We start from the raw sequence: 18,719 nt of genomic DNA, 5'->3' as shown, positions 1-18,719 counted from the left end.
TCTATTTGTCGCTTCGGCTTTTGATCAACAAATTGATCAGCGGCACCAGCAGCGTCGCTGCCGATCCCAAAGGGTTCGATCCAATGCTCTTGACCGCCTGCACGACCTCTTTGGCCTCTGTGGTCATTTCCTCCAATTCGTCTTCAATATCTGCTATGGCCATATCGCGCACCTCGACGGCCGGTGCGACTTCGTCGTCGATATTTCGGCGTCTTGCAATCAGCACCATAAGCCCGGCGAAAACGATGTTTCCAAAGGCCAACAGCGCCGCCGCCGATGCTGGTGACATCGAGCTTTGAAGCGCCAAGAACATGGAAACATTCAAAAGCACCACCGCCGACAATGCCGCGATGCCCGCGATGCCCATCAGTATGGTCTGTTGCTGCACCACCCCAAGACGGCGGCGCGCAATCAAACGTTCGGTCCGATAGATCGTAACCAGGTTCTTGCTCAGTCTGCTCATAACCTGCCTCCTAGCCCTGCGCGCGCCCAACGACATACCCAAGCGAAAAGGCAATCAGCAACGCCGTGATCGGATAGTCTTTCTGTAGCCGACCGAACTCCTCGACAACGTCATGCCCCAAGGACTGAACCTGGCTCAGGTCGATCCCGTGGTCTTCCAGCAGCTGCCGGATTTCATCCGACGATTTGGTGCCCTCAGGCGGATCTTCGGAACCCGCTTCCTTTTCGGCCTGCGCCTCCAACGTCGCATTCCGCTTCCGCAACTTCTCCAACTCGGCCTCAAGCTCTGCCTTGGTCGCCATACTGCCATGCCCCTGATCCATCGGTCCGGGCAATCGTCGCACAAAGAGTTGTTTTTTTGAACTGTTTTCCGGATCGGGTTATTCGACCGGGTCCATCGACACCGTACTGACGACCCCGCCACCGACAAGCGCCTGAACGCCGGTGGTTCCAGGACAAGAGGTCGGCAATCCCCGCGCGACGCGCACCGCCAGATAGGCAAACGCCTGCGCCTCAAGCATGTCGCCGTCCAGCCCCACCGCCTCAACCGGTTCGACCGGGCAATCCAGCGACACGCGCAACATCTCCATCAGCACCGGGTTGCGTCTGCCGCCCCCTGTGACCAACACACAGGACGGAGGTTTCGGACAGTGCTCCATCCCCTGCACCACAGCTGCGGCGCACATACCTGTCAGAGTCGCCACCGCGTCAGCGTCATTGAGTTCCTTGACCAAACCGATCATTTCCGAAAAATCGTTCCGGTCCAGGGATTTCGGCGGCATGCGAGAAAAATACGGCTCGGCCAGAAACAGCTCCAGCGCGCCCATTTCCACCGTTCCATCGCGCGCAAGCGCCCCGTCACGGTCCATCGGAAGCCCCAGCCGGGCCTGCATCAGATCATCGACCGGCGCATTGGCCGGGCCTGTATCAAAGGCCAGCAACGCACCGGGCGCTTCGGGGCCCTCGAACGCCGGATCCACATAGGTCAGGTTGCCGACCCCGCCCAGGTTCAGGAAACACAGCGGCCGGTCCGCACCGAACCATTTGGCACAGGCGAAATGAAAGAAGGGCGCAAGCGGAGCCCCCTCGCCCCCCATCGCCACATCGTCGCTGCGGAAATCCCAGACCACCGGGCGCCCAAGGGCCTGCGCCAGCCCCAGCCCGTCACCGACCTGCAAGGTCCCGCGCCCGCGCGGCTCATGCGCCAGCGTCTGCCCGTGAAAGCCGATCAGATCCACATCCTCGAACTCGGACAGTGCTTCGGCATGGGCGATTGTCACCATCTCTGCCGCCGCATCGACCTGGGGTCCGTGCCACTGGCCCAGCGCAGCGCGCAACACGTCGCGTTCGGCATCTGAATACGCGCGGTATCCACTGTCCCCAAACCCGTAAATCGAATGCCCGTCGGTTTCCACCAACGCGGCATCAACCCCGTCCATGGATGTGCCGGACATTGCGCCCAAAGCCCGGAGCTTTCCGTATTTCGCGATGGTCTGGCCCAAGCCTGCCTCCTGAATTGGCTGTGTCTTTCGCCGCCTCCGGGTCCGGGATTTCACCTTTGGGTTGCAGCCCGGTCAACGTGCCTTCTGTTGGGGCGAAAAGGCAAGCGTTCCGGACCGGCCCGGCAATTTTTTTCTCAGCGCGCGTGTCTGGATCGACACCCTCGACCGCACCCCGCGCCCGCGGTGAAAAGGTGGCTTTTCCTCCCACGCGCTGCCGCCTATACAGTGCCCCGCAACATTAACCCAAAGGGCACGATATGACCTACCACCCCAAATCGGATTTCATCGCCACGATGATCGAGCGCGGCTTTCTCGCCGACTGCACCGATTATCAGGGCCTTGACGACGCGCTGATCAGTGGGTGCAAACCGGCCTATATCGGCTTTGATGCTACGGCCAAGTCGTTGCATGTGGGCAGCCTGATCCAGATCATGATGTTGCGCTGGTTCCAGAAAACCGGTCACCAGCCGATAACCCTGATGGGCGGCGGAACCACAAAGGTTGGCGACCCTTCGTTCCGCGCGGATGAACGCCCCCTGCTGGGGCCCGAACAGATCGACGAAAACATCGCGGGCATCAAAAAGGTGTTCTCGGCTTATATCGACTATGACACAGAGGCCGAGAACAAAGCGTTGATGCTGAACAATGCCGAGTGGCTGGACGACCTGAACTACCTCGATTTCCTGCGCGACATCGGGCGTCATTTCTCGGTCAACCGGATGCTGAGCTTTGAATCGGTGAAATCCCGACTGGACCGTGAACAATCACTGTCCTTTCTCGAATTCAACTACATGATCCTACAGGCCTATGACTTCCTGGAACTGAACCGCCGCTATGGTTGCTTGCTTCAGATGGGCGGCAGCGACCAGTGGGGCAATATCGTCAACGGGATCGACCTGACCCGCCGCGTGCTGGATCACGAGATCTACGGCCTGACCTCACCCCTGCTGACCACCAGCGACGGCAAGAAAATGGGGAAATCTCAGGATGGCGCGGTCTGGCTGAACGCTGACATGCGTTCGCCCTACGAGTTCTGGCAATTCTGGCGCAACACGACCGACGCGGATGTCGGGCGGTTCCTGAAGCTATACACCGAAATGCCGGTGGACGAGTGCGATCGTCTGGGCGCGCTGCAAGGGTCCGAGATCAACGAGGCCAAGATCCGTCTTGCCAACGAGGTGACAACTCTGGCCCATGGTGCGCAGGCCGCGGCGAACGCCGAAGCCACCGCGCGCGAAGTCTTCGAAAAGGGTGGCGTGGGCGGGGATCTTCCGACTCTGACCCTAAGCGAGGCCGAACTGGGTGACGGCATGTCCATCGTGCAGATCATCGTCAAATCCGGCCTCGCCAAATCCGGCAAAGAGGCCAAGCGCCTGATCGCCGAAAACGGTGCCAAGCTGGACGACGCGCCACTGACCGATGCCGGGCTGATGATTGACGCAAATGCCCTGTCTTCGCCGATCAAGCTGAGCGCAGGCAAAAAGCGCCACGCGCTGGTTCAACTGGGCTGACCAGGCAAGGCTGAAAGACACGAAACTGCAACGGCCACCCAAACGGGTGGCCGTTTTTCATTCAGTAAGCCGTGCTTATCTGCGTTCTTTTCCGCCGCCACGACCGGGCCGGTCGCCACTTTCGTCGTTGTTGGCGTTATGACCGCGGCCCGGGCTGCTGCCTTCACCGCCATTGCCATGGCCGTTGTTGCCCTTACCACCACCTTTACCCTTGCCGCCTTTACCTTCGCCTTTGCCTTCACCACCGCCGGATTCGCCACCGCCACCGGATTCGCCACCGCCACCGGATTCACCTCCACCGCCGGAGTCACCTCCACCGCCAGATTCACTTCCGCCGCCGGATTCACTTCCTCCACCGCCGGACTGGCCACCTCCATTGTTTTCGCTTTCTTCAGACGCGCCGCTGGGGCCACTTTCACCGCCTCCGACAGTTCCACCAGCATCGGCGAATCCAGACCCACCGGGTTCAGAGCCGCGGCTTTCACCCCGATTTTCTGCGGAACCAGACAGGCTTGCCGTCGGCAAATCCGTCAGCAACGCGGCCAGCCCCGGGCATTGCGCCCCGGCTACACTCAAAGTTGTTTCAAAGTCGGCCCGCTTTTGAAGCCTGTCCAGAAAACTCGGGGTTACCTGCACACAATCGCACAACCCGGCATAGTCCCCCGCGTTGGCAAGAGTCCGAGCCGTTTTCCAGTTGCAGGTTTCCGGTGCAGCAGCAGCATCGCCAACCATCACCATTCCAAAAACGGGCACAGCGACAACTGCACCCAGTATGTGTTTCGTACTTATTACCATAACAGATCCTCCTGGCGGAAAAACACACAAAGGCGCCGAGTTCTTCGCTCACGAACAGGCGCGTTTTCGTGAAGTCGGCATTAAGTCTTGTTGAGGATCGGCCGAAACATCGGGGCCAAGGACCCTACCCGCCAACCAGGATCCTGCTTTCTCAAATTTGTGGACACTGACCCCAAAGTGCAGTTATTGAACAAGTGTTCATATCCTTGGGAGAAGTTCACCATGCACCTGTCCACCACTGCCGCCCTCATCACCGGAGGCGCGTCCGGTCTGGGCGAAGCCACGGCACGCCACTTCGCCTCGGAAGGCGCGCAGGTCACCATTCTGGATCGTGATGCAGATCGCGGCACACAGGTCGCCGCCGAGATTGGCGGGCATTTCGTGCAAACGGATGTGACCGACCAAGAGTCGGTGGCCGAAGCCGTGCGCCATTGCATGGACAAGATGGGCAAGATCACGGCCACGGTGAATTGCGCAGGTATCGCCTATGGTATCAAGACTGTCGGCAAGGATGGCCCTCACCCTCTGGATGCATTCCAGCGTACGATCGACATCAATCTGGTTGGCACCTTCAACGTGTCCCGGCTGGCCGCTGTCGAAATGGCAAAGAATGAACCCGAACCAGATGGGGCACGTGGGGTGATCATCAACACCGCTTCGATCGCTGCGTTTGACGGGCAAAAGGGTCAGGCGGCCTATGCGGCCTCGAAAGGCGGTGTCGTGGGCATGACGCTGCCGATGGCCCGCGACTTGGCCTCGACCGGCATTCGCGTCATGACCATCGCGCCGGGCATTTTCATGACCCCGATGCTGGCGGGCCTGCCCGAAGAGGTGCAACAACAGCTTGCCGCCGACGTCCCGAACCCTGCCCGCCTTGGCGATCCGCAGGAATACGGAAGACTGGCCGGCTTCATCGTCGAGATGGGCTATCTGAACGGTGAGGTCATCCGCATCGACGGTGCCCTGCGTATGCGCTAAACCGGGGCTCATGACCGAGCGGCAGAAAATGGAAGCGGGTGAATGGTATTGCTGCCTTGACCCGGAACTGGATGCGCTTCGCGCCGAAGCGCGCCGGGCCGTTCATGCCCATAACATATGCCCGCCGGATGCCCGTGGGGCCATCGCGCCGGAACTGGCAGCCCTGTTCGCAGTAGTTGGACGGGATTGCTTTCTCGAGGCTCCGTTTCACTGTGCCTACGGAATAAACCTGTCGTTGGGAGACCGTGTGTTTTTCAACGCAGGCTGTGTCGTGCTCGACACCGCGCCGGTGACGATTGGGAATGACACGATGCTTGGGCCTGCGGTGCAGATCTATTGCGCCGAACACGCGAAAGATCCTGCGTTGCGGGCTCGGGGGCTCGAAATCGCCCACCCGGTCAGGATCGGCGAAAACGTCTGGATCGGCGGGGCCGCGATCATCATGCCGGGCGTTACGATCGGTAACAATGCCATCATCGGAGCGGGCAGTGTGGTGACAAAAGACGTTCCCGCCGGCGAGACCGTCGCTGGAAACCCTGCCCGGCCTGTACGCGCCCACCGATAACCCTGCTTTTCCCCCAATCCGCCAGGGCCTTGATCACAAGGCGCAGCGCCTGTTTTTTTTCAGGCAGCGCAGGGTAAACGTGTCCCCAAGGGGGCGCGCGCCCGGGCAAGGGTGGATTTTGACCGCGCCGAACTCAAAAGTGTCATCGCCTGCACCGAAGAAGAATGCACCCAAAACGACCCCAATGTGGTTGCGACACATCCCGGTGTCGTTGCCTTCCATGCAATTGGGAACAGCCGCGAACCGTCGCAGACGCATTTGAACGCGCTTCACCTCACCACTTGAATAAATATGCTCGACGGGGTCGCAGCCGAAGCAAGCTGAACGAATTGACGCGGATCGGCTGGTCCGGTCCCAGGCAAAACCGAAGCAGCAGGCGAACTCCGGTCTTGAGCAGCTTTTTCCACGCTGTCTGATAAGGCGCGCGCAGTTGGCGTCTACTCAGCCTGGGCTTTCTCTTCCAGTGTCAGCCATTCCTCTTCGGCCGCCGACAACTTGTCTTGCCGTTCGACAAGCGCCTCGGACGCTTTCTGGAACTTGACCGGCTCGCGGGTAAACAGCTCGGGGTCGGACATCAATTCTTCGAGCTTTGCAATCTCGGCCTCCAGCCGTTCAATCTCGGCCGGCAGCTTTTCCAGCCGGTGCTTTTCGGAAAAGGACAATCCCGACCTGGCTTTTGCTTCCTGCTTCACCTTCGGCTTGGAAGACTTTGTTTTGTTGTCTTTTTTCTCGGAAACTTCACCCCGCTGCGCAATATAGTCGGACCAGCCGCCGGCATAGACGGTCGCCCGCCCGTTGCCTTCCATCGCGATGGTCGTCATTGCAACGCGGTCCAGAAAATCCCGGTCGTGGCTGACCAGCAGAACCGTTCCATCGTAGTCGTCCAACAGCTCCTGCAACAGATCCAGCGTTTCGACATCCAGATCGTTGGTCGGTTCGTCCAGCACCAGAAGGTTGGAAGATTTCGCCATCAACTTGGCCAGCAGCAACCGTGCCTTTTCCCCACCCGACAAGGATTTGACAGCCGCCCTTGCCTGCCGCTCGTCAAACAGGAATTCCTTGAGATAGCCCACGACATGTTTGGGCTGCCCGCCAACCATCACCTGATCGGCCTTGCCGGAAACCCGCATGTCCGGGTCGCCGGTCAGGCTGTCCCACAAGCTCATCTCGGGGTCCAGTTGCGCACGGGTCTGATCGAACACCGCGACCTCAAGATTGGTACCCAGCGACACCGAACCTTCGTCCGGCGCCACCTGCCCAAGAAGCATCTTCAGCAAGGTCGTCTTGCCAACCCCGTTCGGTCCGACAAAGGCCACACGATCACCGCGCTGCACCAGCAGATCAAAATTCCGAACGATCTGCTTGTCGCCGAACCCTTTGGCCAGCCCTTTGGCCTCGATCACCTTGCGGCCCGATTTTGGCCCGGCCTCCAACGTCATCGCAGCGGAACCCTGACGCTTGATCTGTGCCGCCTTTTCGGCCCGCAGCGCCTGTAGGGCCCGCACCCGGCCTTGATTGCGTTTGCGCCGCGCGCTGATACCCTCGACCGCCCATTTGGCCTCGGACTTGATCAGACGGTTCAGCTTGTGACGCTGCTGGTCTTCTTCTTCCCAGATCTTGTCCCGCCAGGCTTCGAACGCGTCAAACCCTTGCTCCTGCCGTCGAACCGCGCCCCGATCAATCCACAGTGTCGCCCGCGTCAGTGCCCGCAAAAAGGCCCGGTCGTGCGAGATCAGCACAAACGCCGCTCGTGTCGACCCAAGCTCGCGCTCCAGCCACGCGATGGCTTCGATATCCAGATGGTTGGTCGGTTCGTCCAACAGCATCAGGTCCGGTGCCTCGGCCATCAGTTTGGCCAATGCCGCCCGCCGCCGCTCACCACCCGAAGCAGTCTCAACCGGGCGCGCAGGATCGAATTTCAGCCCCGCACCCGCCCGTTCAACCTTGTAGAGCTCACCCGGCTCCAACCCGCTCGACGCATAGTCTCCCAGGGTGGCAAAGCCCTCCATCGTCGGGTCCTGCTCCATATAGCCCACGGATTTTCCGGGCGGCACGACAATTTCACCGCGGTCAGCCTCGACCAGGCCGGCCATCACTTTCATCAGTGTGGATTTGCCCGACCCGTTGCGCCCAACCAGCACCACGCGGTCACCGGGCTGTACCACCAGATCCAGTTCGGAAAACACCGGTTCGCCCCCGAAAGTCAGGGATATGCCGGACATCTGCAACAAAGGAATTCTCGCCATGCCCGCCAGCTAAACCGGCGGCCACACTGCGTCAACGCCCTGTCTTCACCTTTTCGGAAATACTCATCTCAACCGGCCAATGCCCGCAACAGGCGTTTTCGGGCCGGAGGGATCGCCCCGATTTCAAGCCCGGTAAACACATGCAACGTGTTCATGTGGCGATCCACAACCGCGTGATCACTCACCCACCCTCCCATCATCAGATAGGTCCGCAACAGGGGCGGCATGCGCGACATTGCCTTTTTCGCGTCCGGCCGGCGCCGCAGACGTGCGGCAAAACGGAACACGTCCGGAGCCTTGACCCGCGGCAACCACCGTTTCGGGGCCAGGTGGCGATGTTTGAGCATTGCAAAGGCATCAAGGTATCGCCCGGTTTCGGTCCCGGCAAAGGACGAACATCCAAACAGCATCTGGACATTGTATTGATCGACATGGGACGTCATTGCACCCCAGGCGGCACGCAGAATGCCGGGATCGTTCAGACCCGGATGAACGCAAAACCTGCCCATCTCGACCATGCGGCCACTGAACTCTTCCAACGAGCTCAGGTCGTAGAACTGTGCTGAATAGCTGCGTCCGATTTCACCGCCATGTTCCATTGTCAGCATCCGAAAGCAGCAGACCAACTGCCCGGCGGATCGCATATCTTCAATCAGGACATGGCTGCATTGCGTGTCGAAACCGTCAATGTCCGGTTGCCGGGTGCCGAATGCCAATGTCCGCAGGCTTTGTGCGGCCCTGATATCCTCGGCCGATTCCGCCATTCGGGCGCGATAGCGCCCCTTTCTCAACATAACTGCCGCCGACACGGTCGCGTCCTCCATGGGTGCCGACCCACGAGTGTCGGCACGACACCGTTAACACAAGACATGTGACCGCCTTGTGACCAACGCAAGGTTCCGGCGCGATCAGTTGGAGCCAGGAATATTGGCCGGGTTGAAGTTGCCGATATTGCCCAAAAGCTGACGCAGGAAGCCTTTGTCCTGAACGTTGGAATCGGTCACACGGCGTTCCAGCGGAACCACGATGCCGTCTTCCAGGCCAAAACGCTCGATGTTTCTGACGACCCCACGCTGATCAAAGCTGATGGCGACCAGTTCGCGCGCCACCACTTCGGGCCGTTTCGGGCCGTAATGGCGCACCCGCGAGCGGACATAGTAATAGCCCGAATCCCGCACGACCCCGGACGCACCCGGTGCGCCAATGGCTTCTTCCACGCTGTCGCGCGTATCGACGCCCACTTTGATTTCGGCCAGTTCCTCGGCCGGAGGCACATAGCCGTGATTCTTGTAGATCGGCGTACAGGCCCCGGCCGCAGCCAGACAGGCAACAAACACAAGCGATTTCGTCGCTGGTTTCAACCGGTTCACTACCTTCAACATGCACACCCTCTTGCCTTGGCCTCTTACGGCTTCTATCCGATTACAGAAACCGCTGCCACGGTTCAACACATAGAAAGGCTCACGAATGGGCAACGTTACATCATTTCGGGTGGCTGACCTGCCCCAGAACGCCCCGACACCCTTTGAACTGCGTCCCGCAAACGCCGCATTGGATGAGATCAGGCAGGATCTGGGGCTGCTGGGGCTGCGCAAACTCAGCTTTTCCGGCGAGCTTCGCGCACAAGGCAAGCGCGACTGGGTTCTCAACGGCAAACTCGGTGCAACCGTGATCCAACCCTGTGTCGTGACGCTCGAGCCGGTCACGACCCGGATCGACATTCCCGTGCACCGCACCTTTCTGGCCGATTGGACCGACCCGGATGAACCCGAGTTCGAAATTCCCCAGGATGACGAATCCGAGCCCTTGGGCCCGGAAATCGACCCCGCATTGGTGATGGTCGAGGCGCTGTCGCTGGCCCTGCCGCAATATCCGCGCAAGGAGGGTGCGGAACTGGGTCAAGCAGACCATACCGAACCCGGAAAACAGGCGATGACCGACGAAGACGCCAAACCTTTCGCCGGATTGGCGGGGTTGCGCGATGCGCTCAAAAAAGACGAGTGACAGAGCGCAGATTTCCTGTCATAGCAGGCGGTCAGAAAAATCGCTTGAACATACCGAGAATCGCAGTATTTTCGCGCGCTCATCGGATTTTGGGTTGGACATTGCGGGGCCCGTCGCCTAAACGCGCGTCAAACCACGATAAACGAACTACGAAACCCGGGTCGGCAGCGATTCTGCGACCCCTAGTCAGACAAAGGTTGAGACCATGGCCGTCCAACAGAACAAAGTTTCCAAGTCGCGTCGCAACAACCGCCGCGCACACGACGCTCTGGTTGCTGCAAACCCGAACGAATGCCCGAACTGCGGCGAGCTGAAGCGCCCGCACCACGTTTGCGCATCCTGCGGCCACTATGATGATCGCGAAGTCGTCGCTCAGGCCGATGAAATCGATCTGGACGAAGACGCAGCCTAAGCCTGATCGAGCGCAGACCAAGGCATGACTGAACAGCCCACGCACGCCGGACGGATAACCATCTCGGTCGACGCTATGGGTGGGGACGCAGGTCCCTCGGTCGTTGTTGCCGGTCTTGCGAAATCGGCCGACAAGAACCCGGATATCAGGTTCTTGCTGCACGGGCCCGAACAGGTATTGCGCAAGCTTGTCGCCAAACGGCGTGTCCTTGAGGGGCGCGTCGTTTTTCGTGATTGCTCGGGCGTGGTCACGATGGAGGACAAGCCCAGTCAGGTCGTGCGCAACGGCAAAGAGACCTCGATGTGGTCCACGCTGGAAGCGGTACGCCAGGGCGAAGCCCATGGCGCGGTGTCCTGCGGCAATACCGGCGCGCTGATGGCCCTGTCGATGATGCGCCTGCGCAAACTGCCGGGCGTGAACCGGCCTGCCATCGCGATACTGTGGCCCTCGCGCAACCCTCAGGGGTTCAACGTGATGCTGGATGTCGGCGCAGATGTGCGCGCCGACGCCAAGGATTTGCTGCAATACGCCCTGATGGGCGCCTCTTATGCGCGCAACGGTTTGGCCCTGAGCCGCCCTCGGATCGGGCTTCTGAATGTCGGCACCGAAGAACACAAGGGACGCGCCGAACTGAAAGAGGCGCACTCGATGATCGCGGGCTTCGCGGAACAGGCGAATTTCGATTTCGTGGGTTTCGTCGAAGGCAGCGACATCCCCGGTGACAAGGCGGATGTCATTGTAACCGATGGCTTTACCGGCAACGTCGCGATCAAGACCGGCGAAGGCACGGCAAGCCTGATCGGTGACCTGCTGCGGCAGGCGTTCAAATACTCCCCGCTATCCCGATTGGCCTCGATTCTGGCTATCACGTCACTGAACCGTTTGAAGAAACGGATCGACCCGCGACGCGTGAATGGTGGCGTGTTTCTGGGGCTGAACGGCACCGTGGTGAAATCCCACGGCGGCGCTGACGCAACAGGCGTGTCAGCTGCGATCAAACTGGCCTTCACCCTGGCGCAGTCCGGCTTTTCCGAAAAATTGGCTGCGCGGGTTGCATCCACTGCCCAGCTTGCACAAGATGCCGCGCAATCAGCGCCGCAAACAGATAAATAACAAAAAAGGCAGTACCGGAAAATGGCAGGCCGTTCAGTTGTAGTAGGTGTCGGGCATTATTTGCCTGAACGCGTTGTTCCCAATTCCGAGTTTGAAAAAACCCTGGACACGACCGACGAATGGATAAAGACCCGCTCGGGGATCGAACGCCGCCATTTTGCCGCCGAGGACGAGACGACATCCGATCTGGCCACCAACGCCGCCCAGGCCGCGCTGGCCGACGCGGGCCTGACGGCGGATGATATTGACGCAATCGTACTGGCGACATCAACTGCGGATCTGACCTTTCCTTCGGCCGCCACCATGGTTCAGGCACGGCTGGGCATGACCAAGGGTTTTGCCTTTGACGTGCAAGCTGTTTGCGCCGGATTCGTTTTTGCACTGTCCAACGCAAATGCGCTGATTGTTTCCGGTCAGGCCAAACGCGTGCTGGTGATCGGGGCCGAGACTTTCTCACGGATCATGGATTGGACCGATCGGTCCACCTGCGTTCTTTTCGGCGATGGCGCCGGTGCAGTGGTACTGGAGGCCCAAAAGGGCACAGGCACCGCCGAGGACCGCGGAATTCTGGCAACCGACCTGAATTCGGACGGGCGCTACAAGGATCTTCTCTATGTCGATGGCGGTGTTTCGACCCAATCCACCGGGCATCTACGTATGCAGGGCAATCAGGTTTTCCGTCATGCCGTTGAAAAGCTTACAAAAACAGCGGAAACAGCGTTGGAACGAGCGGGGCTGAGCAGTTCGGACGTTGATTGGATCGTGCCGCATCAGGCCAACATCCGCATCATTCAGGGCACCGCCAAGAAAATGAACCTGCCGATGAAAAACGTGGTTGTGACCGTTCAGGATCACGGAAACACGTCGGCCGCATCCATCCCATTGGCCCTGTCCGTGGGCAAGCAGCGCGGACAGATCAAGCCGGGTGATCTGATCGTGACCGAAGCCATTGGCGGCGGTCTGGCCTGGGGCGCAGTGGTTCTGCGCTGGTAACCGGCGCAAACCGGCTTACACAGCCGCCCGCAATTCATTGATATTGACAGCGAATTTGCCATACCCATATGCTTCGATAGCAACAGGGGAATTAGCATGGGCGACAAAACACTGACTCGAATGGACCTGAGCGAAGCTGTCTTTCGTGAGGTAGGTCTGTCACGAAACGAAAGTGCGCAGCTGGTTGAAAGCGTTCTGAACCACATGTCCGACGCCTTGGTGCGTGGTGAACAGGTGAAGATCTCGTCTTTCGGTACATTCAGTGTTCGCGACAAGACCGCCCGTGTCGGTCGCAACCCCAAAACCGGCGAAGAAGTCCCGATTCAGCCGCGCCGTGTGCTGACTTTCCGCCCGTCGCATCTGATGAAAGATCGCGTCGCAGCCGGGAACCGCAAGTAAGTTCAGGACGTCCAGGTTATGAGTAAGTCCCCCGATGCCTTTCGCACCATAAGCGAAGTTGCGGACTGGCTCGGTGTTCAGGCTCATGTTCTGCGATTCTGGGAAAGCCGGTTCACGCAGGTAAAGCCCGTCAAACGCGCAGGTGGACGCAGGTATTATCGCCCAAATGACATGCGTCTTTTGGGAGGGATCAAGAAACTGCTGCACGAAGACGGAATCACGATCAAAGGTGTCCAGCGTATCCTGCGCGAACAAGGCGTCGCACATGTCGCGGCGCTGTCCCCTTCCCTGGACGATCCCAGCCCAGCCACAATTGCGCCCGTCCAGGACACCGTGGTGCCGTTCGAACCAAAGCCTGCCCCCGCAACGGAACAGATTCGCATGGATCTGCGCGAACCGATCCAGCCAACCGGCAAGGACGATGCGCAGACAAACGCACGCGCCTCTGACGCATCACAGCCGGAGCCAGAGCCCGAACTGGACGCCGCGCCCTTGATGGGGGGAATCGCGTCGCTTGCGTGGAATCAGACAGATTTTGATGACGACCTGCTGCGGCGCATCGCTCCGATTGCAAAAGATCTGCGGCGCTGGCTGGACCGTGTCGAAACACAGGCGACGGGTTAGGACAAAAGGCATTGATTTCCTCTTGCCCCTGCCGGGAAAATCTTTATGAACACCCCAACGTCGGGCTATGGCGCAGCCTGGTAGCGCGTCCGTCTGGGGGACGGAAGGTCGCAGGTTCGAGTCCTGCTAGCCCGACCAAATTACACCGACGTTTATGGCATACAGGCCAGATCCCGCTCTGGCACCAGGGGGGATCGAGATGACAGGTGTTTGCCCGAACCAACAGCTAGAGGCGATGATCGCGCGCGGTGAGATCACCGCCGAACCCGAGGTTCTGCCTGCCCAGATTCAACCTGCCAGCCTTGATTTGCGACTGGGAACAGTGGCTTACCGTGTGCGCGCCTCATTTCTTGCGGGCGAAGGCCGGACCGTTACGGATCGCTTGACCGAGTTTGAGATGCACCGCATCGATATCTCGGATGGCGCGGTTCTGGAAAAGGGCTGCGTCTATCTGGTGCCCCTGATGGAATCGCTTGCGCTGCCCGACAGCATGAGCGCCGTGGCCAACGCCAAAAGCTCGACCGGGCGACTGGACCTTCTGACGCGGACGATCACCGATGGCGGTACCGAGTTCGACCGGGTGCCCGCAGGTTACACAGGCCCGCTTTTTGCCGAAATCTGCCCGCGCTCGTTCTCGGTTCTGGTTCGTCCCGGGATGCGTTTGAACCAGATCCGTTTCCGCCAGGGTCAGGCCGTGTTGTCCGATGTGGAACTGAGGTCCTTGCATGCCGAATCTCCGCTTGTGGACGGACCTGCTGTCATTCAGGACGGTCTGGGCTTTTCGGTCGACCTGCAACTGCCCGATACCGATCTTGTGGGCTATCGCGCCAAACCTCATACCGGGGTGATCGATCTGGATCGAATCGGTGAATACGATCCGCAGGACTATTGGGAAGAAGTGCGCACCAAGGATGGTTGCATCATCCTGGACCCCGGTGCGTTCTATATCCTTGTCAGCTGCGAGGCGGTGCATATTCCACCGATGTACGCGGCTGAAATGGCACCCTATCTGGCGATGGTTGGTGAGTTCAGAGTGCATTATGCAGGCTTCTTTGATCCCGGTTTTGGCCATGCCGCTGCCGGGGGGGCCGGTTCCCGCGGCGTGCTTGAAGTGCGCTGCCACGAAGCGCCCTTCGTGCTGGAACACGGACAGGTCGTCGGACGTCTGGTCTATGAAAAAATGTCTGAAATGCCGACCCAGCTTTATGGTGCGGGCATTGCCTCGAACTATCAGGGTCAGGGCCTGAAACTGTCAAAGCACTTCAAAGCCGCAAGCTGACCCCTAGAACTTCATGAACCGGCGCATTTGACGGGTCACGCGCTGTGCCTGCCTGAGGTTCTGCGCATGTCTCGGTGCGCTGGTTTTTCCGGGCCCATTCGATGTGCCGGGTCCGCCGCCCTTTCGGCTGGCCAGATCGATACCCTTGTTCACACCTTTGTTGACCAGACGGCGCATGACCTGACGCACAATCATGTCGATGATCCGGTTTGCATTCATCGCTCAACTCCGTGTCCTCACGCACAAAGATAGACGCTTTATGCGGCAACAAAAGGGCTGTTCGATCACTCTTCTTCGAACAACTCGCTCTGGTCTTCGTCAACTTCGTCCTCGCGCCCTTCCCCCAAAGGGATCGCACCCGGCGGAGGCCGATTTTCCAACAATCCCGCGGCGCGCAGCTCTTTCAGGCCCGGCAGGTCGCGCGCGTTTTCCAGACCAAAATGATCCAGAAACTCAGGCGTCACCACAAACGTCACCGGACGACCCGGCGTCATGCGGCGGCGGCCCAGCTTGATCCACTCCATCTCAAGCAACTGATCGATGGTCCCGCGCGAAACCGACACACCCCGGATTTCCTCGATCTCGGCCCGCGTGCAGGGCTGATGATAAGCCACGATGGCCAGAGTTTCGATCGCGGCGCGGCTGAGCTTGCGGGTCTCGACCGTTTCCTTCTGCATCAGAAAACCCAGATCAGGGGCCGTGCGGATGGCCCAGGCATCCCCCACGCGCACCACGCGCACGCCACGCCCCTCGTAACGTTTCTGAAGCAATTCAACCGCTTGCGCCGCGTCGCTGCCATGGGGCATCCGCGCCTCAAGATCCGCAATCGTCACCGGCTCGGCGCTGGCGAAAAGAACGGCTTCGACCATACGCTCCTGCTCTGCCAGTGGAGGCGCCTCGAACAGCGTACCGGTCTCTTCTGGGGCATCAGTCACGTGTTTCGGTCCTCTTGCGCAATTGGATCGGAGCGAATGTCTCGCTCTGCTTGATTTCCATATGTCCTTCTTTCACCAGTTCCAGCGAGGCCGCAAAGGTCGCCGCCGTTGCCGACCTGCGCCGTACCGGGTCGGAATCCCAGCCATCGGGCAGGTAAGTTTCCATGTCGGTCCATGTCCCGGCAAACCCGATCAGCGGTCGCATCCGTTCCAGTGCCTGTTCCATGGTGAATACCGAATCGCGGTCCATCACAAACGGGCGGAATTCATCACGGGTGCGGATGCGGGCATAGCCCTGCATCAGATCCAGTAGCGTGGCGGAATAGGTGACGGTGCGGATCCGGGTGATATCTTCGCCCTGCCCGCGTTTGAAGAAATCTCGCCCCAGCTGATCGCGCGCCATCAATCGTGCCGCAGCGTCGCGCATCGCCTGCAAGCGTTCCAATTGAAACGCCAGATGTGCAGCCAGTTCTTCGCCCGAAGGTCCCTCGTCTTCGGGGTCTGGCGGCAACAGCAGGCGGGACTTGAGAAACGCCAGCCAGGCCGCCATCACAAGATAGTCGGCGGCCAGTTCGATCCGCAGCGCCCGCGCCTTTTCGACAAAGGCAAGGTATTGCTGCGCCAGCGCGAGTACGGAAATTTTCCTCAGATCAACCTTCTGCGTGCGCGACAGGGTCAAAAGAACGTCCAGCGGGCCTTCGAACCCATCGACATCAACAATCAGCGCTTCGGCCGCAAGACGATCCGCGACCGAGACAGGATCTTCGCTGAAAAGATTATCGTTCATATACCTGCCCGCCCATTAGGGCAGATAGTTCCGCCTCGGCGGCAGGGATGTCAAGTTCCTGCGGAGCTTTGCGCATCGCCAGCGCCCGTTCTGCGCGGGCCTGTGCCACATCGGACATCTCCCCGGCAGCTTCCAGCACCTCGGCGCGCTCGGCAAAGCTTCCGTTGCAGTGCAGAACGACGTCACAGCCCGCGCTTATGGCTTGCCGCGATACCTCAGCAGGCGTTCCGCTGAGCGCCTTCATCCCGATGTCATCGGTCATGATCAGCCCGCCGAAGCCAATCCTGTCGCGGATCACATCCATCATGGTTGCCGAGATGGTGGCAGGCTGCGGGTCAATCCGGTCATAGACCAAATGCGCAGTCATCCCCATCGGCAGGTCGTTCAAGGCCCGGAACGGCACGAAATCGCTGCGCTCAAGCTCATCCAGGGGCAGATCCACATGCGGCAAGTCATGGTGGCTGTCCAGCGTGGCACGTCCATGGCCCGGAATATGCTTGAGCACCGGCAGCACTCCGCCATCCAAATGGCCCCGCGCCACGGCTTTGCCAATTCTGGAAACGCGTTCAGGATCAGAGTCATAACAGCGGTTCTTCAGGAACTTGTGCGTCTCGGGGCGCGCGACATCCACCATGGGCGCACAGTTGCTGTCGATGCCCAGACCAAACAATTCATCGGCAATCAGGCGGTACCTCAGATACATGGCGCGCTCGGCCTGCTCGGCGGCATTGGCCACGTGACCCAACGGAGGCAGCCATTCGCGAGCCAGCGGCGCCCGCAGGCGCTGCACGCGGCCACCTTCCTGATCGATGGTGATCGGGCAATTACGCCCGACTGCCTCGCGGAAATCATCACACAAGGCGCGCGCCTGATCCGCGTGTTCGATGTTGCGGGCGAACAGAATGAACCCGAACGGGTTCATCTGCCGAAACAAGTCTTTTTCCTGTTGCGTCAGGCGCAGGCCCTCTGCATCGGTGATCGTGGCACCGTACTTCACCTGACGGCCACCGGGATACAATCAGCCCCTTGCGCAACAAGCGCGGCACAAAACTGGCGCGAGTCGCTCAGGTCTTCAAAGCCCAGCACGCGCAGGCGATAAAAGGTGCGCCCACCGCTTGAGGTTTTCTGGATAACGCGCTGTTTTCCGGCCATATATTCGCCGAACTTCCCGATCAGGCGATCCCATTCCGTTTGCGCCACCTGAACGCTGTCATAGGCTCCAAGCTGCGCCAGACGCGTGCCTTTTGCCAGCGTATCAGGATCAACATCCAACCCAACCGCAGCCTTGACCGCGGCATTGATAGCGTCTTCGGAATTCTCGCTTGGCGACACCCGGCTGCGTGAGGTGCGTGCCGGGCGGGTCAAGGGGCGCAAGGACCGGCGCACACCCGGCAGCGCGGCAATGGCCGGGTCCGGCAAAGCGGCTGCGAAATCGGCCGGGTCAATTGCGGGTTCTTCCTCGGGGGTGGTCAGCGATGCCAGCTGCACACCATCCTCGGCGTTTTGCTGCGTTTTGGCTGCTTCACCAGCCAATTCCGCAACCAGCGCATCCACTGCGTTCTGGCGCAATCGGGCGGCTTCCTGGGTTGAAATCGGTTTTTCCACCACATGCAGCGCCGGTGTCGGCTTCAGATCAGCGGCGGGTACGTCTTCATCCGTCAACGAGACCGGCCGCGGCGCAAGAATCAGACGATCCGCCGGGGCGGCAGCACTGCCCTTGGCTGCCACGGCATTGACGGCCAAGCCCTGATGATCGGCTGGTGTTCCGCCCGGGTTTTCGGGCTGCACCCGCATCGGCCCTTCGGCTGCCCGCACGACCGGCACGCCGCTGACATCCCGCATGACAAGCTTGTATCCCCAGATTCCGACGCCGGCGACCAGTGCCAACGATGCGACAGCCCCCAGGAAATTGACGGCCCGCCCCAGTCCGAACGCGCCGCGCGGCGCGTCGTAATCCTGCATCTCGTCGGGATAGTCATACGCATCCTCGAAATGCGCTTGATTCGGGTAATCATTCTGCCCGGGGCTTTGGTGCCCCGAGTAATCGTAACTCGCCATGTCCGCCTCACTGCCCGCTTCGCGCCCGAAAATAAGGCGCGCGGGTCATTTCTTGC

22 protein-coding genes and 1 tRNA gene are annotated in these 18,719 nt (G+C 60.1%); 11 read left to right on the top strand and 12 right to left on the bottom strand.

Going from position 1 to position 18,719, the window contains the following annotated elements; translation table 11 throughout:
- Nucleotide 1: 1 nt before the first annotated feature.
- From GOW09_RS03010 to GOW09_RS03000, 3 genes are read right to left on the bottom strand one after another with little or no spacing between them, the layout of a single operon-like run.
- On the bottom strand, nt 2–463 hold the full coding sequence (locus GOW09_RS03010) for a hypothetical protein (RefSeq protein ID WP_171115532.1): 462 nt from the start codon (nt 461–463) through the stop codon (nt 2–4).
- A 10-nt stretch (nt 464–473) separates the two neighbouring features.
- The gene (locus GOW09_RS03005; protein WP_217360251.1) at nt 474–806 is read right to left on the bottom strand and encodes a hypothetical protein; all 333 of its coding nucleotides are present in this window, start codon (nt 804–806) and stop codon (nt 474–476) included.
- Between the two features lie 36 nt (nt 807–842).
- Nucleotides 843–1,916: an anhydro-N-acetylmuramic acid kinase gene (locus GOW09_RS03000; protein ID WP_371808023.1), complete on the bottom strand. Its 1,074-nt coding sequence runs from the start codon at nt 1,914–1,916 to the stop codon at nt 843–845.
- 305 nt (nt 1,917–2,221) lie between these two features.
- Here GOW09_RS03000 and tyrS point away from each other — a divergent pair, with 305 nt between their 5' ends.
- Complete coding sequence (gene tyrS / locus GOW09_RS02995) at nt 2,222–3,475, top strand: tyrosine--tRNA ligase (RefSeq protein WP_171115528.1); 1,254 nt, start codon at nt 2,222–2,224, stop codon at nt 3,473–3,475.
- A 75-nt stretch (nt 3,476–3,550) separates the two neighbouring features.
- Here the strand turns inward: tyrS and GOW09_RS02990 are convergent, their stop codons facing one another.
- Nucleotides 3,551–4,270, bottom strand: coding sequence for a hypothetical protein (locus tag GOW09_RS02990; protein WP_171115526.1), 720 nt, complete (start codon nt 4,268–4,270; stop codon nt 3,551–3,553).
- A gap of 222 nt (nt 4,271–4,492) precedes the next feature.
- On the opposite strand from GOW09_RS02990, the gene GOW09_RS02985 reads away from it, so the two are divergent.
- A complete protein-coding gene (locus GOW09_RS02985; protein WP_171115523.1) occupies nt 4,493–5,248 on the top strand; it encodes a 3-hydroxyacyl-CoA dehydrogenase in 756 nt (251 codons plus the stop codon).
- A 10-nt stretch (nt 5,249–5,258) separates the two neighbouring features.
- On the top strand, nt 5,259–5,813 hold the full coding sequence (locus GOW09_RS02980) for a sugar O-acetyltransferase (protein WP_171115520.1): 555 nt from the start codon (nt 5,259–5,261) through the stop codon (nt 5,811–5,813).
- Between the two features lie 437 nt (nt 5,814–6,250).
- Here GOW09_RS02980 and GOW09_RS02975 read toward each other — a convergent pair whose 3' ends face one another.
- From GOW09_RS02975 to GOW09_RS02965, 3 genes are all read right to left on the bottom strand, one after another.
- On the bottom strand, nt 6,251–8,059 hold the full coding sequence (locus GOW09_RS02975) for an ABC-F family ATP-binding cassette domain-containing protein (RefSeq protein WP_254442689.1): 1,809 nt from the start codon (nt 8,057–8,059) through the stop codon (nt 6,251–6,253).
- 68 nt (nt 8,060–8,127) lie between these two features.
- On the bottom strand, nt 8,128–8,883 hold the full coding sequence (locus tag GOW09_RS02970; protein ID WP_171115518.1) for a GNAT family N-acetyltransferase: 756 nt from the start codon (nt 8,881–8,883) through the stop codon (nt 8,128–8,130).
- Nucleotides 8,884–8,967: 84 nt separating this feature from the next.
- Complete coding sequence (locus GOW09_RS02965; RefSeq protein WP_152458230.1) at nt 8,968–9,441, bottom strand: outer membrane protein assembly factor BamE; 474 nt, start codon at nt 9,439–9,441, stop codon at nt 8,968–8,970.
- An 85-nt stretch (nt 9,442–9,526) separates the two neighbouring features.
- Here GOW09_RS02965 and GOW09_RS02960 point away from each other — a divergent pair, with 85 nt between their 5' ends.
- From GOW09_RS02960 to GOW09_RS02925, 8 genes are all read left to right on the top strand, one after another.
- On the top strand, nt 9,527–10,063 hold the full coding sequence (locus tag GOW09_RS02960; protein ID WP_171115516.1) for a DUF177 domain-containing protein: 537 nt from the start codon (nt 9,527–9,529) through the stop codon (nt 10,061–10,063).
- Between the two features lie 205 nt (nt 10,064–10,268).
- Nucleotides 10,269–10,475, top strand: coding sequence for a 50S ribosomal protein L32 (gene rpmF, locus GOW09_RS02955; RefSeq protein WP_008756996.1), 207 nt, complete (start codon nt 10,269–10,271; stop codon nt 10,473–10,475).
- 24 nt (nt 10,476–10,499) lie between these two features.
- Entirely contained in the window at nt 10,500–11,588 is a 1,089-nt protein-coding gene (plsX, locus tag GOW09_RS02950) for a phosphate acyltransferase PlsX (RefSeq protein WP_152458232.1), read from the top strand.
- A 21-nt stretch (nt 11,589–11,609) separates the two neighbouring features.
- Nucleotides 11,610–12,581 carry a beta-ketoacyl-ACP synthase III gene (locus GOW09_RS02945; protein ID WP_171115514.1) on the top strand — a complete coding sequence of 324 codons (972 nt, stop codon included), beginning with the start codon at nt 11,610–11,612 and terminating at the stop codon, nt 12,579–12,581.
- Nucleotides 12,582–12,677: 96 nt separating this feature from the next.
- A complete protein-coding gene (gene ihfA, locus GOW09_RS02940; protein ID WP_152458234.1) occupies nt 12,678–12,980 on the top strand; it encodes an integration host factor subunit alpha in 303 nt (100 codons plus the stop codon).
- 18 nt (nt 12,981–12,998) lie between these two features.
- Nucleotides 12,999–13,604 carry a MerR family transcriptional regulator gene (locus GOW09_RS02935; RefSeq protein WP_171115513.1) on the top strand — a complete coding sequence of 202 codons (606 nt, stop codon included), beginning with the start codon at nt 12,999–13,001 and terminating at the stop codon, nt 13,602–13,604.
- 61 nt (nt 13,605–13,665) lie between these two features.
- Nucleotides 13,666–13,742, top strand: a tRNA-Pro gene (locus tag GOW09_RS02930).
- A gap of 61 nt (nt 13,743–13,803) precedes the next feature.
- On the top strand, nt 13,804–14,883 hold the full coding sequence (locus GOW09_RS02925) for a 2'-deoxycytidine 5'-triphosphate deaminase (RefSeq protein ID WP_171115511.1): 1,080 nt from the start codon (nt 13,804–13,806) through the stop codon (nt 14,881–14,883).
- Nucleotides 14,884–14,886: 3 nt separating this feature from the next.
- Here the strand turns inward: GOW09_RS02925 and GOW09_RS02920 are convergent, their stop codons facing one another.
- The 5 genes from GOW09_RS02920 to GOW09_RS02900 form a co-directional block, all read right to left on the bottom strand.
- Nucleotides 14,887–15,102, bottom strand: coding sequence for a hypothetical protein (locus GOW09_RS02920; RefSeq protein WP_171115509.1), 216 nt, complete (start codon nt 15,100–15,102; stop codon nt 14,887–14,889).
- Between the two features lie 65 nt (nt 15,103–15,167).
- Nucleotides 15,168–15,818 (bottom strand): SMC-Scp complex subunit ScpB, encoded by a 651-nt coding sequence (gene scpB, locus GOW09_RS02915; protein ID WP_152458238.1) that lies wholly within the window; start codon nt 15,816–15,818, stop codon nt 15,168–15,170.
- Nucleotides 15,811–16,605, bottom strand: a complete 795-nt coding sequence (locus GOW09_RS02910) for a ScpA family protein (RefSeq protein WP_152458239.1) — start codon at nt 16,603–16,605, stop codon at nt 15,811–15,813. Before GOW09_RS02910 ends, scpB begins: the two co-directional genes overlap by 8 nt.
- Nucleotides 16,595–17,602 carry a beta-N-acetylhexosaminidase gene (gene nagZ / locus GOW09_RS02905; protein WP_171115507.1) on the bottom strand — a complete coding sequence of 336 codons (1,008 nt, stop codon included), beginning with the start codon at nt 17,600–17,602 and terminating at the stop codon, nt 16,595–16,597. Before nagZ ends, GOW09_RS02910 begins: the two co-directional genes overlap by 11 nt.
- A complete protein-coding gene (locus GOW09_RS02900; RefSeq protein ID WP_171115505.1) occupies nt 17,599–18,663 on the bottom strand; it encodes an SPOR domain-containing protein in 1,065 nt (354 codons plus the stop codon). Before GOW09_RS02900 ends, nagZ begins: the two co-directional genes overlap by 4 nt.
- Nucleotides 18,664–18,719: the final 56 nt, after the last annotated feature.

The sequence above is a fragment of the Ruegeria sp. HKCCA5463 genome, assembly GCF_013034175.1.
In the GTDB taxonomy this organism is placed as follows: Bacteria; Pseudomonadota; Alphaproteobacteria; order Rhodobacterales; family Rhodobacteraceae; genus Ruegeria.
The sequence above is the reverse complement of the archived record's forward strand: the minus strand, read 5'-3'. Positions and strand labels throughout refer to the sequence as shown.